At 33.7% G+C, this 17,364-nt stretch carries 19 protein-coding genes, 1 tRNA gene and 1 pseudogene; all 21 read right to left on the bottom strand.

The annotated features are described in order from the left end of the window. Positions 1-114 precede the first annotated feature (114 nt). Positions 115-1,278: an RNA-guided endonuclease InsQ/TnpB family protein gene (locus tag ACFOZZ_RS02500; RefSeq protein WP_376814626.1), complete on the bottom strand. Its 1,164-nt coding sequence runs from the start codon at positions 1,276-1,278 to the stop codon at positions 115-117. Beyond that, positions 1,208-1,777, bottom strand: a pseudogene (locus tag ACFOZZ_RS13300) (IS607 family transposase). The gene ACFOZZ_RS02500 and the pseudogene ACFOZZ_RS13300 overlap by 71 nt, the downstream one beginning before the upstream one ends. A gap of 56 nt (positions 1,778-1,833) precedes the next feature. Further along, positions 1,834-2,676, bottom strand: a complete 843-nt coding sequence (gene dapF / locus ACFOZZ_RS02495; protein WP_278779132.1) for a diaminopimelate epimerase — start codon at positions 2,674-2,676, stop codon at positions 1,834-1,836. A 74-nt stretch (positions 2,677-2,750) separates the two neighbouring features. Further along, the gene (locus ACFOZZ_RS02490) at positions 2,751-3,344 is read right to left on the bottom strand and encodes a L,D-transpeptidase family protein (protein WP_278779130.1); all 594 of its coding nucleotides are present in this window, start codon (positions 3,342-3,344) and stop codon (positions 2,751-2,753) included. A 305-nt stretch (positions 3,345-3,649) separates the two neighbouring features. Then, positions 3,650-4,462, bottom strand: coding sequence for a M15 family metallopeptidase (locus ACFOZZ_RS02485; RefSeq protein WP_055233895.1), 813 nt, complete (start codon positions 4,460-4,462; stop codon positions 3,650-3,652). Positions 4,463-4,649: 187 nt separating this feature from the next. Then, positions 4,650-4,726, bottom strand: a tRNA-His gene (locus ACFOZZ_RS02480). Between the two features lie 117 nt (positions 4,727-4,843). Then, complete coding sequence (locus ACFOZZ_RS02475) at positions 4,844-6,466, bottom strand: peptide ABC transporter substrate-binding protein (protein ID WP_376814625.1); 1,623 nt, start codon at positions 6,464-6,466, stop codon at positions 4,844-4,846. Between the two features lie 96 nt (positions 6,467-6,562). Then, positions 6,563-7,069 (bottom strand): anaerobic ribonucleoside-triphosphate reductase activating protein, encoded by a 507-nt coding sequence (nrdG, locus tag ACFOZZ_RS02470; protein WP_055234117.1) that lies wholly within the window; start codon positions 7,067-7,069, stop codon positions 6,563-6,565. A 23-nt stretch (positions 7,070-7,092) separates the two neighbouring features. Next, a complete protein-coding gene (locus tag ACFOZZ_RS02465; protein ID WP_279067381.1) occupies positions 7,093-7,821 on the bottom strand; it encodes an energy-coupling factor ABC transporter ATP-binding protein in 729 nt (242 codons plus the stop codon). After that, positions 7,818-8,522, bottom strand: a complete 705-nt coding sequence (locus ACFOZZ_RS02460; protein WP_376814624.1) for an energy-coupling factor transporter transmembrane component T family protein — start codon at positions 8,520-8,522, stop codon at positions 7,818-7,820. The genes ACFOZZ_RS02465 and ACFOZZ_RS02460 overlap by 4 nt, the downstream gene beginning before the upstream one ends. A 4-nt stretch (positions 8,523-8,526) precedes the next feature. After that, positions 8,527-9,513, bottom strand: a complete 987-nt coding sequence (locus ACFOZZ_RS02455) for an energy-coupling factor ABC transporter permease (RefSeq protein ID WP_055234114.1) — start codon at positions 9,511-9,513, stop codon at positions 8,527-8,529. Between the two features lies 1 nt (position 9,514). Then, positions 9,515-10,315 (bottom strand): ATP-dependent sacrificial sulfur transferase LarE, encoded by an 801-nt coding sequence (gene larE / locus ACFOZZ_RS02450; RefSeq protein ID WP_055234113.1) that lies wholly within the window; start codon positions 10,313-10,315, stop codon positions 9,515-9,517. Further along, entirely contained in the window at positions 10,293-10,757 is a 465-nt protein-coding gene (gene larC / locus ACFOZZ_RS02445; RefSeq protein WP_278780843.1) for a nickel insertion protein, read from the bottom strand. The genes larE and larC overlap by 23 nt, the downstream gene beginning before the upstream one ends. After that, on the bottom strand, positions 10,732-11,529 hold the full coding sequence (locus ACFOZZ_RS02440) for a LarC family nickel insertion protein (protein WP_278780844.1): 798 nt from the start codon (positions 11,527-11,529) through the stop codon (positions 10,732-10,734). Before ACFOZZ_RS02440 ends, larC begins: the two co-directional genes overlap by 26 nt. After that, the gene (gene larB, locus ACFOZZ_RS02435; RefSeq protein ID WP_215656430.1) at positions 11,526-12,269 is read right to left on the bottom strand and encodes a nickel pincer cofactor biosynthesis protein LarB; all 744 of its coding nucleotides are present in this window, start codon (positions 12,267-12,269) and stop codon (positions 11,526-11,528) included. The genes ACFOZZ_RS02440 and larB overlap by 4 nt, the downstream gene beginning before the upstream one ends. A 145-nt stretch (positions 12,270-12,414) precedes the next feature. Next, positions 12,415-13,374 carry a helix-turn-helix domain-containing protein gene (locus ACFOZZ_RS02430; protein WP_279079427.1) on the bottom strand — a complete coding sequence of 320 codons (960 nt, stop codon included), beginning with the start codon at positions 13,372-13,374 and terminating at the stop codon, positions 12,415-12,417. Between the two features lie 168 nt (positions 13,375-13,542). Then, positions 13,543-13,800, bottom strand: coding sequence for a prevent-host-death protein (locus ACFOZZ_RS02425; protein ID WP_279079429.1), 258 nt, complete (start codon positions 13,798-13,800; stop codon positions 13,543-13,545). Between the two features lie 126 nt (positions 13,801-13,926). Continuing rightward, positions 13,927-14,562 (bottom strand): hypothetical protein, encoded by a 636-nt coding sequence (locus tag ACFOZZ_RS02420; RefSeq protein WP_376814623.1) that lies wholly within the window; start codon positions 14,560-14,562, stop codon positions 13,927-13,929. A gap of 4 nt (positions 14,563-14,566) precedes the next feature. Then, entirely contained in the window at positions 14,567-15,220 is a 654-nt protein-coding gene (locus tag ACFOZZ_RS02415) for an HAD family hydrolase (RefSeq protein WP_215656434.1), read from the bottom strand. Next, complete coding sequence (locus ACFOZZ_RS02410; protein WP_279079433.1) at positions 15,204-16,283, bottom strand: SIS domain-containing protein; 1,080 nt, start codon at positions 16,281-16,283, stop codon at positions 15,204-15,206. The genes ACFOZZ_RS02415 and ACFOZZ_RS02410 overlap by 17 nt, the downstream gene beginning before the upstream one ends. 52 nt (positions 16,284-16,335) lie before the next feature. Further along, on the bottom strand, positions 16,336-17,340 hold the full coding sequence (locus ACFOZZ_RS02405; RefSeq protein WP_376814622.1) for an SIS domain-containing protein: 1,005 nt from the start codon (positions 17,338-17,340) through the stop codon (positions 16,336-16,338). Positions 17,341-17,364 lie beyond the last annotated feature (24 nt).

Genomic DNA, 17,364 nt, shown 5'->3' with positions numbered 1-17,364 from the left:
GTCACCGTGCATGCTTTGGATTGACCGAAATCATATCTACTCACAAGTTCTAGTGCACTCCATAGTCGTAAATTCCCGAAATAGCCTTCGGTACATACCTACGCTTGCGTTTATTTATGCAACTTCGTAAGTTGTAGCATCTCTCAGATTAAGTGCAGCATTGAAATCTCTGTCTTCAATATAGCCACAGTCACATCTGAAAATTCTATCTGAAAGCTTTAAATCTTTCTTGATACTTTTACAGCAGTGACATGTCTTAGATGATGGGAACCATCTATCTACTATTCGAAGTTCAATTCCAGTCTCCTTGCATTTAGCTTGAAGCTTTGTTTTAAATTCATAAAACTTCTGCGAAGCAACTGCCTTTGAAAGATGCTTGTTCTTCATCATTCCTGATACGTTTAGTTCTTCAATCGTTATATAAGATGACTTGGTTTTCACTATCTCTGCGATTGTCTTATTGATGTAATCAGTACGAATATTGTCTATTTTATGATGAAGCTTCTGTATCTTAAGCCTTTGTTTCTGTATATTTCTTTTTTGAGTGGACCCTCCTTTCTTTATATTTTCATACTTTCGAGAAAGTCTTCTCTGTTCTCGAATAAGCTTTTTTTCAAGCTTCTTTAATTTTGCAGATTTATTGATGTTCTTATAGGTCTTGCCATTAGATACAATCGCAAAATCTTTTAATCCAAGGTCAATGCCAATTCCTTTACTGGAATTATTGGCTGTCCTTCTATCTGGGATTTCTATAAGAACTGAAACATAGTATTTGTCAGCCTTTATTGAGACATGACCGCTCTTAATTACGTATCCGTTTTTTGTTGTGGGAATATATCCTTTCTCTTTGATGCGTACCCAGCCAAGTGACGGAATCTTGATTCGGTGTCTTTCACAAAGGCAATCTTTTGGATTATTCCTTACGAAATACATTTTCACATCAGATCTGCCTTTCTTCTTAAATTTTGGAAAGGCGCTCTTATGATCAAAGAATCTTTTAAATGCGGTCTGTCCGTTATTTACTGCCTGTGTTACCGATTTTGAATAAGCCTCCTTGATCCAGGAATATTCCGGATGACTCGGAAGATACTCGTTGTTAAGCCATACTCTAAACTGGCTGCTGCTCATAAACTTTTTGCCACTTTCATGAAGCTCCTTATTATGAGCAAGATAGAAGTTATAGATAAATCTGCAAGTACCAATTGTTTTACGAATCCTGACTTTCTGCTCCTCTGTTGGATTTATTTCCGTTTTGAAGCTCTTCAGCAATTTTCTCATCCCTTTCTATCAGTTTTTTATACTTACGAAGACCAGACAGCCTACAGGAGAAAACATGAAGTATTGAAACAATATCCTGAACGAGTTTTCCATCTGATTTCTAAGCTAATTATAGAACAAATGGAAAATCTATGTACTAGGTTCAGCTTCAAGAACGCCTTTTAATAGGTGTTTATGAAATTTAATTTCCCTAACCTATGTTTTGTAGGTATTCAAATTGTGATTTTGATTTTTTATTCCATTACTTCATCCAATAAAAAGTTACACGGTTTCCATATTCTTCGATACACTGGTCTGCAATAATTCTTTTGTATTACCAAACTTAAAAATGTAACTTGATTTAGTAAATGATGATTATAAGTATAATAATGCCTTTAGTTTGGGTTCGGCTTGCCTTTAGAGTTCCTTCTATATCTCAACGTTATAATATCTTAACAGATACGCCTAAAAGTTCAGCAAAATCCTTTGGTTTATAATTTGTAATATTTGATGTGTTCATTTTGACGTTCTCCTTTGAGGGGATTTGAACACATTTAATCACAACAGTCAATATATTTAGTTACTTATATTTTCCTCCTTCAATGTACCTTCAAAAGTAGTCCTTGCAGGACCTGTCATAAATATCTTCTTATCACGGAGTTCAATCTGAAGATGACCCCCTAATAATTCTACATCCACTTTCTCATCACACTTGTTGTTGAGATAACTTGCATACATCACAGCACATGCGCCTGTACCACAAGCCATTGTTTCACCACTGCCTCTTTCCCATACGCGCATCTTTAGATGTCCTCTATCAACAACCTTTACAAATTCTGTATTCACTGATTCAGGGAATAAAGAAGCATGCTCAAACTTAGGACCAATTGCTTCGATATCAAAATCAAGTGTATCTACATACTGGATGACATGCGGATTACCCATAGAAACAGCTGTACAATAGTATGTATTGCCATCTATTTCAATAGGTGCATTCACCATCTCTACCTTAGAATAATTCACCGGAATATCAGAACATAGAGTAATTGGTTCACCCATATCTACACAGACACTTGTTACCTTTCCATCTTCTACATTCAATTCACAGGTTCTTATTCCTGCAAGTGTTTCAATCTTCAATGTTGTCTTATCAGTTAAGCCTTGATCATACACAAATTTAGAAAAACAGCGGATTCCATTTCCACACATCTTTCCTTCACTTCCATCAAGGTTGAACATACGCATTCTGAAATCACATGTTTCACTTGGTAAGATGATAATGACACCATCACTGCCAATACCTATATGACGATTAGATACCTTCTTGATAAATGTTTCATCTGTTGGAACATTCTGATTGATTCCGTCAAAGTAAACATAATCATTCCCGATACCTTCCATTTTCAAGAATTTCAACATTTTCTTTTACACCTTTCTTGTTCATACTCTGAACTTAATGAAAGTATAACACAAAATTATCATAGTGACACTAACTAATATTTATACAAATTATCATAAGAATCGATGATCATAATCGTCTTTTCATCAATAATAGTAAAGAGATATTTCACAATATCATGATGTAAGGCAACGCATCCCATTGTATAGTCATGTGTACCAAAACAATGAAAGAAATAAGCACTGCCCTTTCCTTTAATACATTCCTTATTATAATTAAAGAAGGCTGTGTATTCATAAGGTTTAGTATAATCTATCAAGTGTTCGTCATTCTCTTTTGTACAATGAGAATGGTCCATAGTCTTTTCATCCACAAACTCATTATAATATTGTTCACTACACCAATAATCATCTTCAGTAATCTGATGATAATCCATCTTTGTACCAGGATCTGGCGCAATACCCATGAGTTTCCCAAAAGTATATTCACCTATAGGTGTTTGTCTTGCTCCTTCTTTTCCTTCACCCATGCCTCTTTGTCCAATAAGTGCTGGTGTTTGTAAGACAAGCTCCCATTTTTCTTCTTTCTTATAATAATAGAATGTCGCATGACTTGTATTATTATGATCGACACAAACCAAAAAGAGCTGATCTGTTTTCTTTGATACTTTTAAAGAATCTATATCCATATAAATCCCTCCCTTCATCATTATATAAAAAAACAATCTGAAAATACAATTCCTTTCAGATTGTTGAAAAATTCGGATATTTAAAACCATTTATAAGTCCTGTTGATCTTTTCACAGGTCTATCTCATCAAATTGATAGGTCATTTCTATTATTACATAGGCACTTATTAATAAGAAACAAAAAAGTCGCAAGACCACAAATTTTCTTAATTGGAGTGTGGACACTTACGACATTAATTATATTATCACATACTATTCAATTTTGTTTACTTACAGTCTAGAAAAGATAGTTTTTTATCTTCTTTTTAGTAATATCTAGCATAATATTCATCAAATGTTAATTGACTTTCTTCTACCTTTTTAGCTAAATCCTTACCAACATAACGAATATGCCATGATTCATAATGATACCCTGTCAAATCTTCTTTATCCTTTGGGTAACGTAGAATAAACCCATATTGACTTAATTGACTTAAAAGCCATTTATAGCAAGGGTGATTAACAACATCTTCATATTTGTATTGATCTAAAGCAACATCAAGTCCTAGACCTGTTGTATGCTCACTATGACCAGGACGTGAACATGTTTCATCGGCCTTTGCAACATCATAGGTTTCTACCATATGATTATAAATTTCTTTTTGCCAAAGTGTAGAACGATAGCCAGAAGTTACATATAACTCAAAGCCCTTTTGATAACAAGTCTCTTGTAAAGCAATAAAATCATCATATAAGACTTTTCGAGCAGTATGCTTACTATAGAGAAGACCATACTTTTTGGCTTTATTATTGATTTCTACAAGATCATCGGGCGCATAGTTTTCATCTAACTGATAATATTTATTCACAATTGTATTTAAATCATTAGGGTGTTCTTGTTTTATAATATGATCATAGAAATCATAATCACGATTCATATTTACAAGTGTAATGATTTCTTCTTTCGTTAGATGAGGATGCTTATTTTTATATAAATTATAACGTTTTTTATATTCTGGATGTTCATAACTTATAGTTTTTATTTCTTTCTTTACAGCTTTTTCTTTAGGCAAGAAAAAGAAAAAACAGATCAATAATGCAAAAACAAGTGTTATTAATAGAATTCTCTTTTTTTTCATAGAACAACCTCGATTTCTTCTTGTTAATCATTTATTCAAAACAATATACCGTTACAACATTTTCACTAAAATCAAAAGATAAGACTGCTCACATTAATTTATCAACAACATGAAAGGAACTATATGAAAATACAGTTCCTTTATTTATATAAAATAAAAACTCTGGTAAACCAGAGTTATTTTTAAATGGGGCGGCTGATGGGGATCGAACCCACGAAATGCCGGAGCCACAATCCGGTGTGTTAACCGCTTCACCACAACCGCCATATCTCTCGTAAGAGACAAGTACGATTATATACAAGTCTTAGCTGTTTGTAAAGAGGAAATTTTAACTTTTTTTAAAGAAATTTAAAATCCCGAGATTTACCCGGGATTTGTATCTTATTTAGTCTTATGAATAAACTTGAATGTGAATGCTGAACCTAATGCAGCCTCATATACAATACCTGTATATTTCTTATTTTGTAATGATGCAGCACCCTTCTGGAATACCGGTAATACAGCATATTCACTCATACAGATATCTTCTGCCTGATAAAGCATCTGCCATCTCTTCTTAGCATCTCTTTCAGTAGTAGATGCCGCAATTAACTGGTCATACTTCGCATTGTTATATTTACCATAGTTATTTGAGTTACCTGTAGAAACAAGGTTCAAATAAGTAATAGGATCTGGGAAGTCTGGTCCCCATCTTGCACATGAGATATCAAAATTGCCTGATTTCTGACGTTCTACACGGTCTTTCTTAACAGTTGCAACCATTTCGATATCTAAACCTTTAAGTTTTTTGAAACATGCCTGTAAATATTCTGCTTCTGTATCTGCAGGTGTTTCATCTGTACCATAAAGCAATCTTAACTTTAATGAAGAAACACCAAGTTCTTTTAAGCCTTGATCAAAAGCAGCCTGTGCTTCTTTTAGATTATACTGAGTATAATCTTTACCTTCTGAACGATATTCTTTACCATCTGGTCCATAAGTGAAGTCAGCACTTACAAAACCATCTGCTTCTCTAGAACCATCCTTTAAGACTTTATTACATAAGTCTTTACGATCAATAGCTAGAGATAATGCTTTACGAATATTTGTATTCGCAAGTGCTTTATTGTTGAAGTTCAAATATAAATAATACATATAACCCTGTTTGAACTTTACAAGACTATCTTTACCTTCATACTTATCAACTAAAGCTGAGTTAATAGTCGCAAAATCAACTTTACCATTATCAAATGCCGCAGCTGCAGTCTTAGGATCCTGAACAAGATACATATTTAAACCATCTAATTCGATCCTATCTGCACCGTAGTACTTATCATTCTTTACAAAAGTGATCTTATTAGACTTAGTCCACTTAGTTACCTTGAATGGACCATTCGCAAGTAAATACTTTGCATCAGTGGCATATTTAGAACCACACTTTTCAACAAATTTCTGATTCTGTGGATAGAAGCATGGGAATGTCATGATTTCTAAGAAATAAGGACATGGCTGAGATAAAGTAACCTGTAATGTTTTCTTATCCTTTGCTTCAACACCTAGTTCTTTGATCTTATCACCAGCAGTTGTACCAAGTTCAGCCAATTCATCTGCATTCTTAATACATGCACCTTCTTTACCGAAGATATAAGCATAACTACCTGCATTTCCAATTAACTTTCTCCATGAATAAACGAAATCATCTGCAGTCAAGTCATCACCATTAGACCATTTCGCATTCTTTCTAATAGTAAATGTATAAGTCAATCCATCATCTGACATCTTATAAGATGATGCAGCAGCTGGTACAAGCTTTGTACCACCCTTTGCAGTAATATCCATTAGTCCTTCACTAAATGCATGAATCGCATTAAATGAAACACCATCATCAGATACACTTGAATCTAGAGATGTTACATCTGCTTCACTTGAAAAGTTATAAATCGCTTTATCGTCGGAAGTAGAACCACATCCCACTAACATAGAAGCAGCCAAGGCTGCTGCCACTATAATCTTGAGACTTTTCATAAAAATCCCCTCCATTTATAATCTTTATAAATATTATTATACGCTAAAACGTTATCTTTTGTATAGGAAAATACTTATCAAATCAATAAGTTTTTATTATATCTCTTTGAACTCAACTAAAGTGATTTCTTTATTTTCTTTTGTTTTCTTAATATCAATAATTCTTTGATTAGAAGAACCTCTGAATTTGAGATTCGCATCTTTTAATTCATTCACAAATGGTCCATCTACTAATACATCTACATAATCAAGTAAAGGCTGTTTCCATTCCATAATTTCTTCATAAAGGAATGAAGAATAGACCCAGATAGATTTAGTAGGACATTCTTTTTTGATATGTTTGAGTAATTCTAAAATATCGTCTCTGTTTTCTTCTTCAAAAGGTTCTCCACCTAAAAGTGTGAATCCAGCAATATGGGGTTTGTTAATAAGTGTAATTAATACATCTTCTAATTCAGATGTAAAAGCCTTTCCTCCATTAAAATCCCATGTTTCCTGATTAAAGCAGAATGGACAATGACGATGACACCCTTGAGTATAAAGAGATACTCTAATACCTGGTCCATTCGCAATATCTACTTCTCTTATTTGTGCATAACGCATCTTTTTCACCTCACAGGGTTTTATTATATACTCTTTTGTCTACTAAATGAAAGAGGAAGCTCTAAACCATTTTCTTCAAGAAGCTTTTTATTTGTTAAGATGTCTTGAGTTGGTCCATCTGCAACAAGCTTTCCATTAGATAGTAATAAAACACGATCACATGTATCATAAATAAAATCTAAATCATGGGACGCTATCAACATTGTATAAGGGAGTTCATTTAATACGTTGATTAGTCCACGACGATGTTTAGGATCTAATGAAACAGAAGGTTCATCAAATAATAGAATATCTGGACGCATAGAAAGGACTGTCGCAATGGCAGCTCTTTTTTTCTCTCCACCAGATAAGCGATAAATCTTTTCATGCTTCTTTTCCTGCATATGTACAAGATCTAATGCTTTATTGATGCGTTCTTCCAATTCTTCTCCCTGTAATCCTTCATTCATTGGTCCAAAGGCTACATCTTCATATACAGAAGACATAAAGAGCTGATTATCTGAATCCTGGAAGACATAGCCAATATGAGAACGAATGGATGCAAGGTTTTGATTGTTCATAGTTAAATCTGTAACTTTCAGTTCTCCCTGACCATTTTCTATTCCAATAATAGTTTTAAGAAGTGTAGATTTTCCTGCCCCATTACAGCCAATGAGTCCTACTTTTTCACCTTTTTGGATATGAAAATTCAAATCATCTAATATAATACGATTCTCTATATAAGAGAAAGAGAAATGATTCAGTTTAATCATAATACAACTCCTTTCAAGAATAGTAATAGTACACACATAATACCAAATGTAAGTTTAGATAACTTATAATCATATTTTTGTGATTTTAATGGCATTACACCTTTAAAACCTCTTAACATCATAGATTGATAGACATTCATAGCACGATCAATGGAACGAAGCATCATTGAACCAACTAATGTACCCCATGTCTTTATAGAAATACCCTTCTGCCCTGGTGCACGTAAACTATAGGCAAGCAAAGTTTTATCTGTTTCTTTAAAGAAAAGAATGAGATATCTTTGTATTAACATGATGACGACAATAAGAGGTTGAGGTATTTTTAATTTAGATAATCCCATACAGAGTTCCTCCATAGATGTTGTGGTCATCAATATGTAAGAAAATAGTAAGGCAAATATTCCTTTTAATGCGAGCACAATAAAACAAGTGATTCCATATCCCTTAAAGAATAAGAAAGGTGTTCCCATAAAGAGTAATAAAGCCACTAATGGTTTGAGTTCTCCTAAACATTTGAATAAATTGATTTCTCCCAATAACGAAAATAAGAGTAATGGTAAAAACATCACCAAGATATATAAATCATGAATAGAATAAGAAGCAGTGATTATCAAATAAAGTAATACAATCAAAATCTTATAAGTGGGATGAATGGCAGAAAGAATGGTTGTACGCTTAGAAAGTGCATCAATTTGATGCACTCTCTTAATGGCTTTCTGTATGTTTTTCATGATAACGATGAATGAGCATATAGAGTCCTATGACGATTAAGACTCCAACAATTCCTGCAAACATCCCACCTAAGATTGATTCATGTCCTGAAATATTATAGTCAGGTAATAATGCAGTGAGTTCCTGAACACGCGAAGACATAGAATAAATAGCCCCTTTGTGTTGTAGTTCTGTAGAACCAGTTAACTGTAAAATAGACCATTCTAATCCATCAGGAAAGGCACTTGCGAATATGGATAAGATACCAGCCACTGCGACAGAGAGACCACCAAAGAGTGCAAGAAGCTTCTTTTTAGATGTTTTTGCCAGTTTAGTTGTATGCCCCTGCCAGATCAGTTCTGGACGTGCTTCATAAATAAATGATAGAACTAAGCCTGTAATGATACCTTCTACCGCACCTATCGCAAGATGAATAGGCTGCATCACACCAATGAATAAGTTCCATGGGAGTGCTGTAATACCTGATAATTCTGTTTCTACAACTACTGAGAAGGCACCTAATTGTAAAGAGATGATAGAACCTAAGATAGAGGCAATCATCAAATTCTTCTTAGATAATTTTTTATTGATTATTGGCTTAAATATCAACATCGAAGAGATAAAACAGCCATAAAATGCCATATTCCATATATTACAACCTAGGGCAAGTAACCCACCATCCGCAAAAAGCAGACATTGTATTGCCAGTATACCTACCATCGTTAAAAAGCCTGCATAAGGACCAAGTAGTGCTGTTAACATGAGTCCTCCTGTTAAGTGTCCTGAAGAACCTGTTCCTGGGATAGTGAAATTGATCATCTGGGCTGCAAAGACAAAGGCACCCATAACTCCCATCATTGGGAGTTTCTGTGGATCATTTTCTTCTTCTAGTTTTTTAATTGAATAAATAGTCATTGCACCTGATGCCAGATACATCGTTGTCGCAACAGCAGGTGAGACTAAGGCGTCAGCCATATGCATATTATTTTTCCTCCAGTTTAATATCTTGACTACCGCTTCTAAATCCTTCTAGATCAAGTGTTACATAGTCGTATCCTAATTCCTTAATAAATAAGACAATCTCTTGACGGTAGTCCATACATTTCATAAAAGCATCCTGATCAATTTCTAAACGTACTAAGTCATTATGTATTCTTGCGCGTACATTATAGAAACCACATGCATGAAGATAATCTTCAATTTTTTCTACTTTACGCATTTCCTCATAATTAAGTAATGTATGATAAGGAAATCTTGTCGCAAGACATGGTGAAGAAGGCTTATTAGCCGCTTTTAAATCATAATCAGCAGCCAATTCTCTAATTTCTTTTTTAGTCATATTAGCCTCTAAGAGTGGACTATGTAATCCTAATTCCTGAATTGCTTTGATACCAGGACGATATTGTTTTAAATCATCGGCGTTTGTACCTTCAAGAATAGTAGAAATACCTAAACTATGTGCGAGTTCCTTCACTTTAGTAAACATATACTTCTTACATAAATAACAACGATCTACAGGATTATTCTTTATTCCTGCACCTTCTAATTCATCTACATGAATCACTTTATGAATAGCCCCTAATTCGTCAGCTATTCGCTTGGCTTCATCTGCCTCCATCACAGGATGAAGCGCTGTTTGAATAGTAACAGCATAGACATGCGTATGATATCTCTTTGATGCTTCAACGGCTATTTTTAATAAGAGTGTACTGTCTACGCCACCAGAAAAAGCAATCATAACATCTTCATGTAGATACTGATCAATGATGGCGACTAAATTCATAATAACTCCTTTCCAACAATTGATAAACATCAATAATAGATAAATTATGTTTTTCACTTAATAACTTCGCACTTTCATATTCAGGATAGGCTCTTATATTTCCTTCTATATTGACTACCTTAAATATAGCATCACCTAAAGGTGTAGAAATAGTTTCAAAAGTTCTTTGAAGAACTGTACGTTCCATGTAAGTACGTCTAATACCGATAGTGCTTGTTTCTTTGAAGATGATTGTTTCTAATTCTTTTCTTTTTTCTTCATCACATAATACATTGAGTAAATAAGCAGGTCTGTTCTTTTTCATTATCACAGGAATGTAATGAACATCTTTTGCGCCATGAGACATTAATAACTCCATCACATGACCTAATACTTCTCCTGTACTATCATCAATATTTGTTTCTAGCTTACATACCTTATTGGTGCCTGGGATCTGTTTCAATCAACATTGCACGAAGTAAGCTTGGTCTTTCATAAGCACGCTTACCTGCCCCTATACCTGTCTTTTTAATTGTAAAGGTAGAAGGAAGTGTATAAGATGTCACAATAGACGCAGCAATGGCAGCGCCTGTAGGAGTCACTAATTCACCTTTGATAGTATCAATATGAATAGGTAAATGATGACTCGATACAATATTATTCACTGCAGGAACTGGGATAGGCAGTGTTCCATGAGCACAATGTACAGTACCTGTTCCTTCATAAATAACCGGAATATAAACTTCATCAATCCCTAAATCATCAAAGCACACAGCTGCAGAAATAATATCTACAATAGAATCCACAGCACCTACTTCATGAAAATGGACTTCTTCAATAGAAGTACCATGGGCTTTTGCCTCTGCTTCACCTAAAATAGTGAAGATCTTTTTAGCCAATTCTTTAGCATGATCTGTCATTTGTGCATGATCAATGATATGTAAAATATCATGCAAGTGACGATGTTCATGATGATGGTGATGTTCATGATGTGTATGTTCACCATATAAGTAGTTCATATCGTGATCATGATTATCATGATCCAAAATAACATTAAAATCACAGACATCAAGTCCTGATTTATTGACTCTTGTGATTTCAGTTTTAAAACCAGCAAGAGGTAATGATGAAAGAACTTCTTCTAATACTTCTTTTGAAGCACCTAGATCAAGTAAGCTTGCGACAAACATATCTCCACTTATTCCAGAATAACATTCTAAATATAATTGATTCATTTTGATTCTCCCGTTCTATTAATCTGAGTTGCAATATAACCTGCACCATAGCCATTATCAATATTCACTACCGCAATACCATTGGCACAGGAATTAATCATTGTAAGTAAAGCACTGACACCATGAAAGCTGGCTCCATAACCCACTGATGTAGGTACTGCAATAACAGGACAGTCTACTAAACCACCTATGACACTTGCAAGAGCTCCTTCCATTCCTGCCACCGCAATAATACATCTTGCAGATTGCAGGATATCTAATTTAGATAATAAGCGATGAATACCACTCACACCTACATCATACAAACGTTCTACATGACTCCCAAAGAATTCAGCTGTCTGTGCAGCTTCTTCAGCCACATTAAGATCTGCTGTACCAGCACTACATACAACAATCTTCCCTTTATGTTCCTTTTCTTTTTCTATCTTAATAATATGTGATAATGGATCATATTCTAGTTCAGGAAATTCATTCTTTAAGAGTTCATATTGATGTTTTGAGGCTCTTGTCCCAAATACTTCTCCCTGCACCTCATAAAGTCTTCTCACAATACCGACTAAGTGATCATCTGCTTTTCCCTGGCAATAAATCACTTCCTGAAAACCTGAACGTATTTCTCTATTTGTATCTAATTTCGCATAGCCTAATTCTTCAAAAGCAGATTTCTTAAAGAATTGTTCGGCTTCTTCAACAGATAGTTCTCCTGTTTTTACTTTTTCTAGTATTTCCTTTGTTTCCATACAATCACCACCTTTATTAGGGTAACATTAAACCTTGGTTTAGTGTCAAATGTTTTGTATATTCATTATACAATGAGAAAAAAATAGTTCACAAGAAAACTTGTAAACTATCACTTATCTCATAATTATTTTAAGAATGAATGAACTACTTCCCTCTACCTTCTATATTCATTTTCACTATACCAAGCACTGTTGCATATAATACTCCTGCCACTGGCCATATAATCCATGTGAACTTCCAGTTATTTGTCCAGAAACTCCATCCAAGATATATCGCGACTATCAAACACCAATAAGCACCCGAAAAAGCATCTGTCTTCTTTTTCAAATGTTTCTCTTCTATTGTGTATTCTCCTTCCTGCAATAGAGTATCATAGCTAGACTTGATCATACCTGCACGAATAAGAATATTGACACCAATAGAAACAATAATAAGTAATAGACCTACAGATATACCACTCATATAATCTTCTACTTCCATTACACCTGCCATTATAGTAGGAATGACAGAAAGAATACAAAGTACTACTCCTATCGCAATATTCCTTGTGAATGTTGGTTCATATTGTTCTCTTCTTTCACGTACCATTCCTGATACACCATATTCTGTTTCAAAGCTTTCTTTTTCTAGATGCTGCATATGCGACTCGTGTAATCCATAATTCACAAATAGATAAACAGCTATTGCGACTAGCATAAGAAGAAATACTAAACTAAAACCTACAAGTGTATGATCTTCTGTCATTGTACCTAATACTATAAGAGGTACAGGACTTAATATGCATAAACTTGTCGCATTGGCGACTATTCTTGAACCTCTACTTTTCATATCAAGATATTGATTGGCTTCTTCCATACTTACCTTGATTGTTTTTGTTTCAACATATTTATTCAGTGGTTCTTCTTCTATTTCATCCTTTAGTAAATAATCAGTAGTCACACCAAATAGTTCAGACATCTGAAGTATTCTTTGTAGGTCTGGTATAGATCCTGCACTTTCCCATTTTGAAACAGCTTGTCTAGAGACACCTAACTTATTAGCGAGTTCTTCCTGTGACCAGCCATTCTTTTTTCTTTCTTCTATAATCTTATCAGCTAAAATCATAATCATCTCCTCCTTACATACCAAATATACCAATTATGATAGTTTCCTTCTACCAATTCAGGATGAAAATATGTCAACTGGTGGTTGCAGAAGGTGATTTTTCTAAACAAGTCTGATTATATGAAAAAAAACGCATGGTGTGAATGCGTTTTATAGTCATCTATATTCTTAGTGCTTTTTCTCCAAATCATCGAATACTTTTTTTGCATCAACTGCTTCTGCACCATCCAACAGTTCTTGTTCAGATTCAAAGATTGCTTTGTCTATACGATTTATTCTAGCAAACTCGTCGTATAATTCACTGCTCATCACAACCAGGTCACTATAGCCATTTTTTGTAATAAAAATAGGTTCATGATGTTTGTGTGCAATATTAGAGATATCATTCGTATTTCTTAACTCCTTAATAGGTAGAATTAGTGGCATAATATCTCATTCCTTTCATCAACACAATTATAGCATAATTATGTTGATGTGATAGAAATATTCTGGTAAATATAAAAGACAACCTATTAGGCTGTCTTTACGGTAAGGAATCTTTCAATCATCCTATTAATTTTGGGATTTAATTAAAGATTCATATACAGTTCCTTTACTGTCTTCTAAGGCTTTATTCTTATATTCCTTGCTTTTTGATTCATTACCCATATTCTTGTAGATAATTGATAATAAGAATTCAAGATAGGGAGTATCTTCATTGTTTCTAGTATATTCTACATCTTCTAGATCAGATTTTAATTCATCATAATACTTAATTCCACCACTAATCAAAGTATCATTAACCATATCCATCTGTCTATATAGGGCATGATCATTTGTCGTGCTAACCATTTCCAACAAACGGTCCATCATAGATGCATTCTTCTTATCTACATATATATAGAATACTGATTTTGCGAGAGCAGACTTCTGCTTAGAATTCATAGGAACATGATCTATTATATTGTTTACTTGAGTATCTATTTGTTTGTCATCTTTTAATTTTAAATAAGCATTTAAAAGTAAATATTCCCTATTAAATGGAGGAATACATATCTTAGCTAGTTGAGTTGCCATTAAGTCTTTTATTGCCTTGATATCATTGTTTTGGAGTAATGTTAGATAATTTTTTAGGAGTTTCTTTCTGATGATTACTGGAACAGTACCAATAATAGCAATCACTATAGCGACAATTAACATAGCATTCATACTTTTATGCTCCTTTCTCAATCAACTTTATAATATCATTTAATTCATTAATAATTATATCTGCCTGACTCTGATCTAAACCAAACTTATCATCTTTTAAAGCCAATACCTTAATACCAGCTCTATTTGCAGCTAATATTCCTTTAGATGAATCCTCAATAATAATAGCTTCATCCTTATTCACATTCAATTCTTTGATTGTATGTAAATATATTTCTGGATTTGGTTTACTTTCTTTGAATTGTTCACCACTTACTATAAGTGAAAAATACTTTTTTAAACCAGCCTGATCCAACGCATTATTAATACTATATAAACTAGAAGAGGACGCTAACGCTATTTTATAATGTTTACTTAAGTATTCTAAAACGGAATAGATCTGAGGTCTAACTACCGCTTTATAATCACAATCAAATGAACGAAAATATTCTTGAAGCATATTTTTAAATGTCATGAAATCAGTTTTTTCATTCCACATTGTGTATGCTTGTTCATAATATAATTTACTATCAATACCAATGAGAGGAATACAATCACTTACTTGTATTTCTATATCATGCTGTTTAAAAAATCTTATCAAATCATTTATATACATGGTTTCACTATCAAATATCACACCATCCATATCAAAAATAACAGTTTTAATCGTCTCCATCATAATTCACAAAATTCTCCGTTTTTGCAGCAGCAATAGCCTTAAATTCTTTTAATAATGGATGTTGATAAATAGAGTGTAAGTCATTTGAAACAATAAAGCTTAATAATTGTACAAATGGTAGATATACAAGTGGACATAATTCACTTGAAACAGTATCACTCAAACTTAAAACATGATCATCACTTGATAATTGAGGATTGTTTGAAATTAAATAAGCTCGATTGCTGACTTTTCGCGTAGCCTTATATACTTGTTCTACGCGTCGACTTGCACCATCGTTTCCATCAAAGAAAATCACATTGTATTGTGGCGTCAATTGAAGGTTTGGTCCATGAATGTACTCTTCAATTTCATAGCAGCAACTTGGAATATGAATGGTTTCACCGATTTTTAATGCACTTTCAAGTGCTGTTCCATAATTGGCACCGGCTCCACAACTGTAAACCCAGGACATAGATGTGAAATTCTTATAATGTCGCTGAATAAAGTTTGTAGCCTGATCAATCATTTCTTCATTTAAATCAGCTGCTTTCTTTAATTCATCCAAATATTCAGTCTTTCCAGAATATGCAATTGCGAATAAATCTAAGAATAACGCAAGTGAAGAAACACCTTTTGTGACATAGCCAACTAATTCTTTGCCCACACCATATTCAATCACAACATCCGCAACATCTTTTACATCGCTGTTTTTATTTCCTGTTAAACAAATAGCTTTACATTCTTTTTTCTTAATGATTTTTAATGCTTCAATTGCATTTGTACTTAAACCACTCTGTGTAACCACTAAAACTAAGTCGTTCTCTTTAATATCATTTTCATAGTACGTAAATGTATATGGAGTAATGATTCTAACTTCTAAACCACTTACTTTTTCCACAAAACTTCTAGCACAATAACAAGCATTATGACTTGATCCAGAAGCAATAAGTAAAATACGTTTGATTTCTTTTTGTTGCACTTCTTTCATCAATGGATCAACTAGTGTAGTATATTGTTCAATATTTGTTCTTAATACGCCTGGTGTTTCTTTAACATAATCAAGCATTGTTAATTTATTCATAATATACCCCCAATTAAGGTGTAAAAGGTGGAATAAATCCACCCTTTATATTTTAGTATTCTAATCTTCTGTAGTAACGACGGATTTCCATAGGGTGACGAGTTTCGATTTCCATGTGAACGTCGATTCTGTTGTTTACAGCATGCATTACGTGATGAGATAAGTGTTTACGATATTTTTCACTAATTCCCTTTAATTCATAATCTTTAGTATCAATGATTGTGTAGTTTGCACAAATTCTTGGAATAAAGTTAGCTACACGTTCTGATAATGGACGCTGAGCATCTTCGCCAATATAGATTGTAACTGGAGTCTCTTTAGTTACGATTTCAAACATACCATGGAAGAATTCATTTGATGTGATTGATTTAGTTTTTAACCATAACTGTTCTTCCCAATAGCACATTGCATATGAGTAAGTAGCACCCCACTGGTTTCCAGCACCTACAAAGTAGTGCATTTCATCATTCCAGTGTTTTTTAGCGAATTCAATAGCGAATGGTTCAGCTTTCTTTTCAACTTCTACTAAATCTTCTGCTAAGTATTTATCAAATTCAGCATACATATCATCGTAGTCTTCTAATTCACCATTGTTGAACATGAAACGGTCAGCAACCATGAAGAACTTTAACTGTTCGTTCATTGGATAAGAGATCTTGTAGTCTCCTAAATCTAATAAGATAGCTTCTTTAACATCAACAAATGAGATAACTGTAGCACCAACTTCATTTTTAATTTTTTTGATAGCATCAACTACTTCTTTAGTGTTTCCAGATACAGATGAGATAATAACAACTGTATCTTTAGTAATACGTTTGTTTCCTGTAGTTAAGTATTCAGCAGCATTTTCTGCCCAAGTTTCAATAGCACTCATTTCTTTCATGTGTACTGTAGCCTGCATAGCACTTGCCCAAGTACCACCAACACCTAACCAGCAGATGTTTGAATATCCATGTTCGCAGATTTCATCAACGATTTCGTTGATCTGAGGGCGTAAAGCTAATGCGCCATTTACGCTATCGATTTTTTCCTGTTCATTAAATTTAATCATTTCCATTTTCTTTTCCTCCGTTTTTTTTAA

It is taken from the genome of Catenibacterium sp. GCM10023432 (assembly GCF_042651925.1).
Classification (GTDB): domain Bacteria; phylum Bacillota_I; class Bacilli_A; order Erysipelotrichales; family Coprobacillaceae; genus Catenibacterium; species Catenibacterium mitsuoka.
This window is presented reverse-complemented; position numbering and strand designations above follow the sequence as displayed.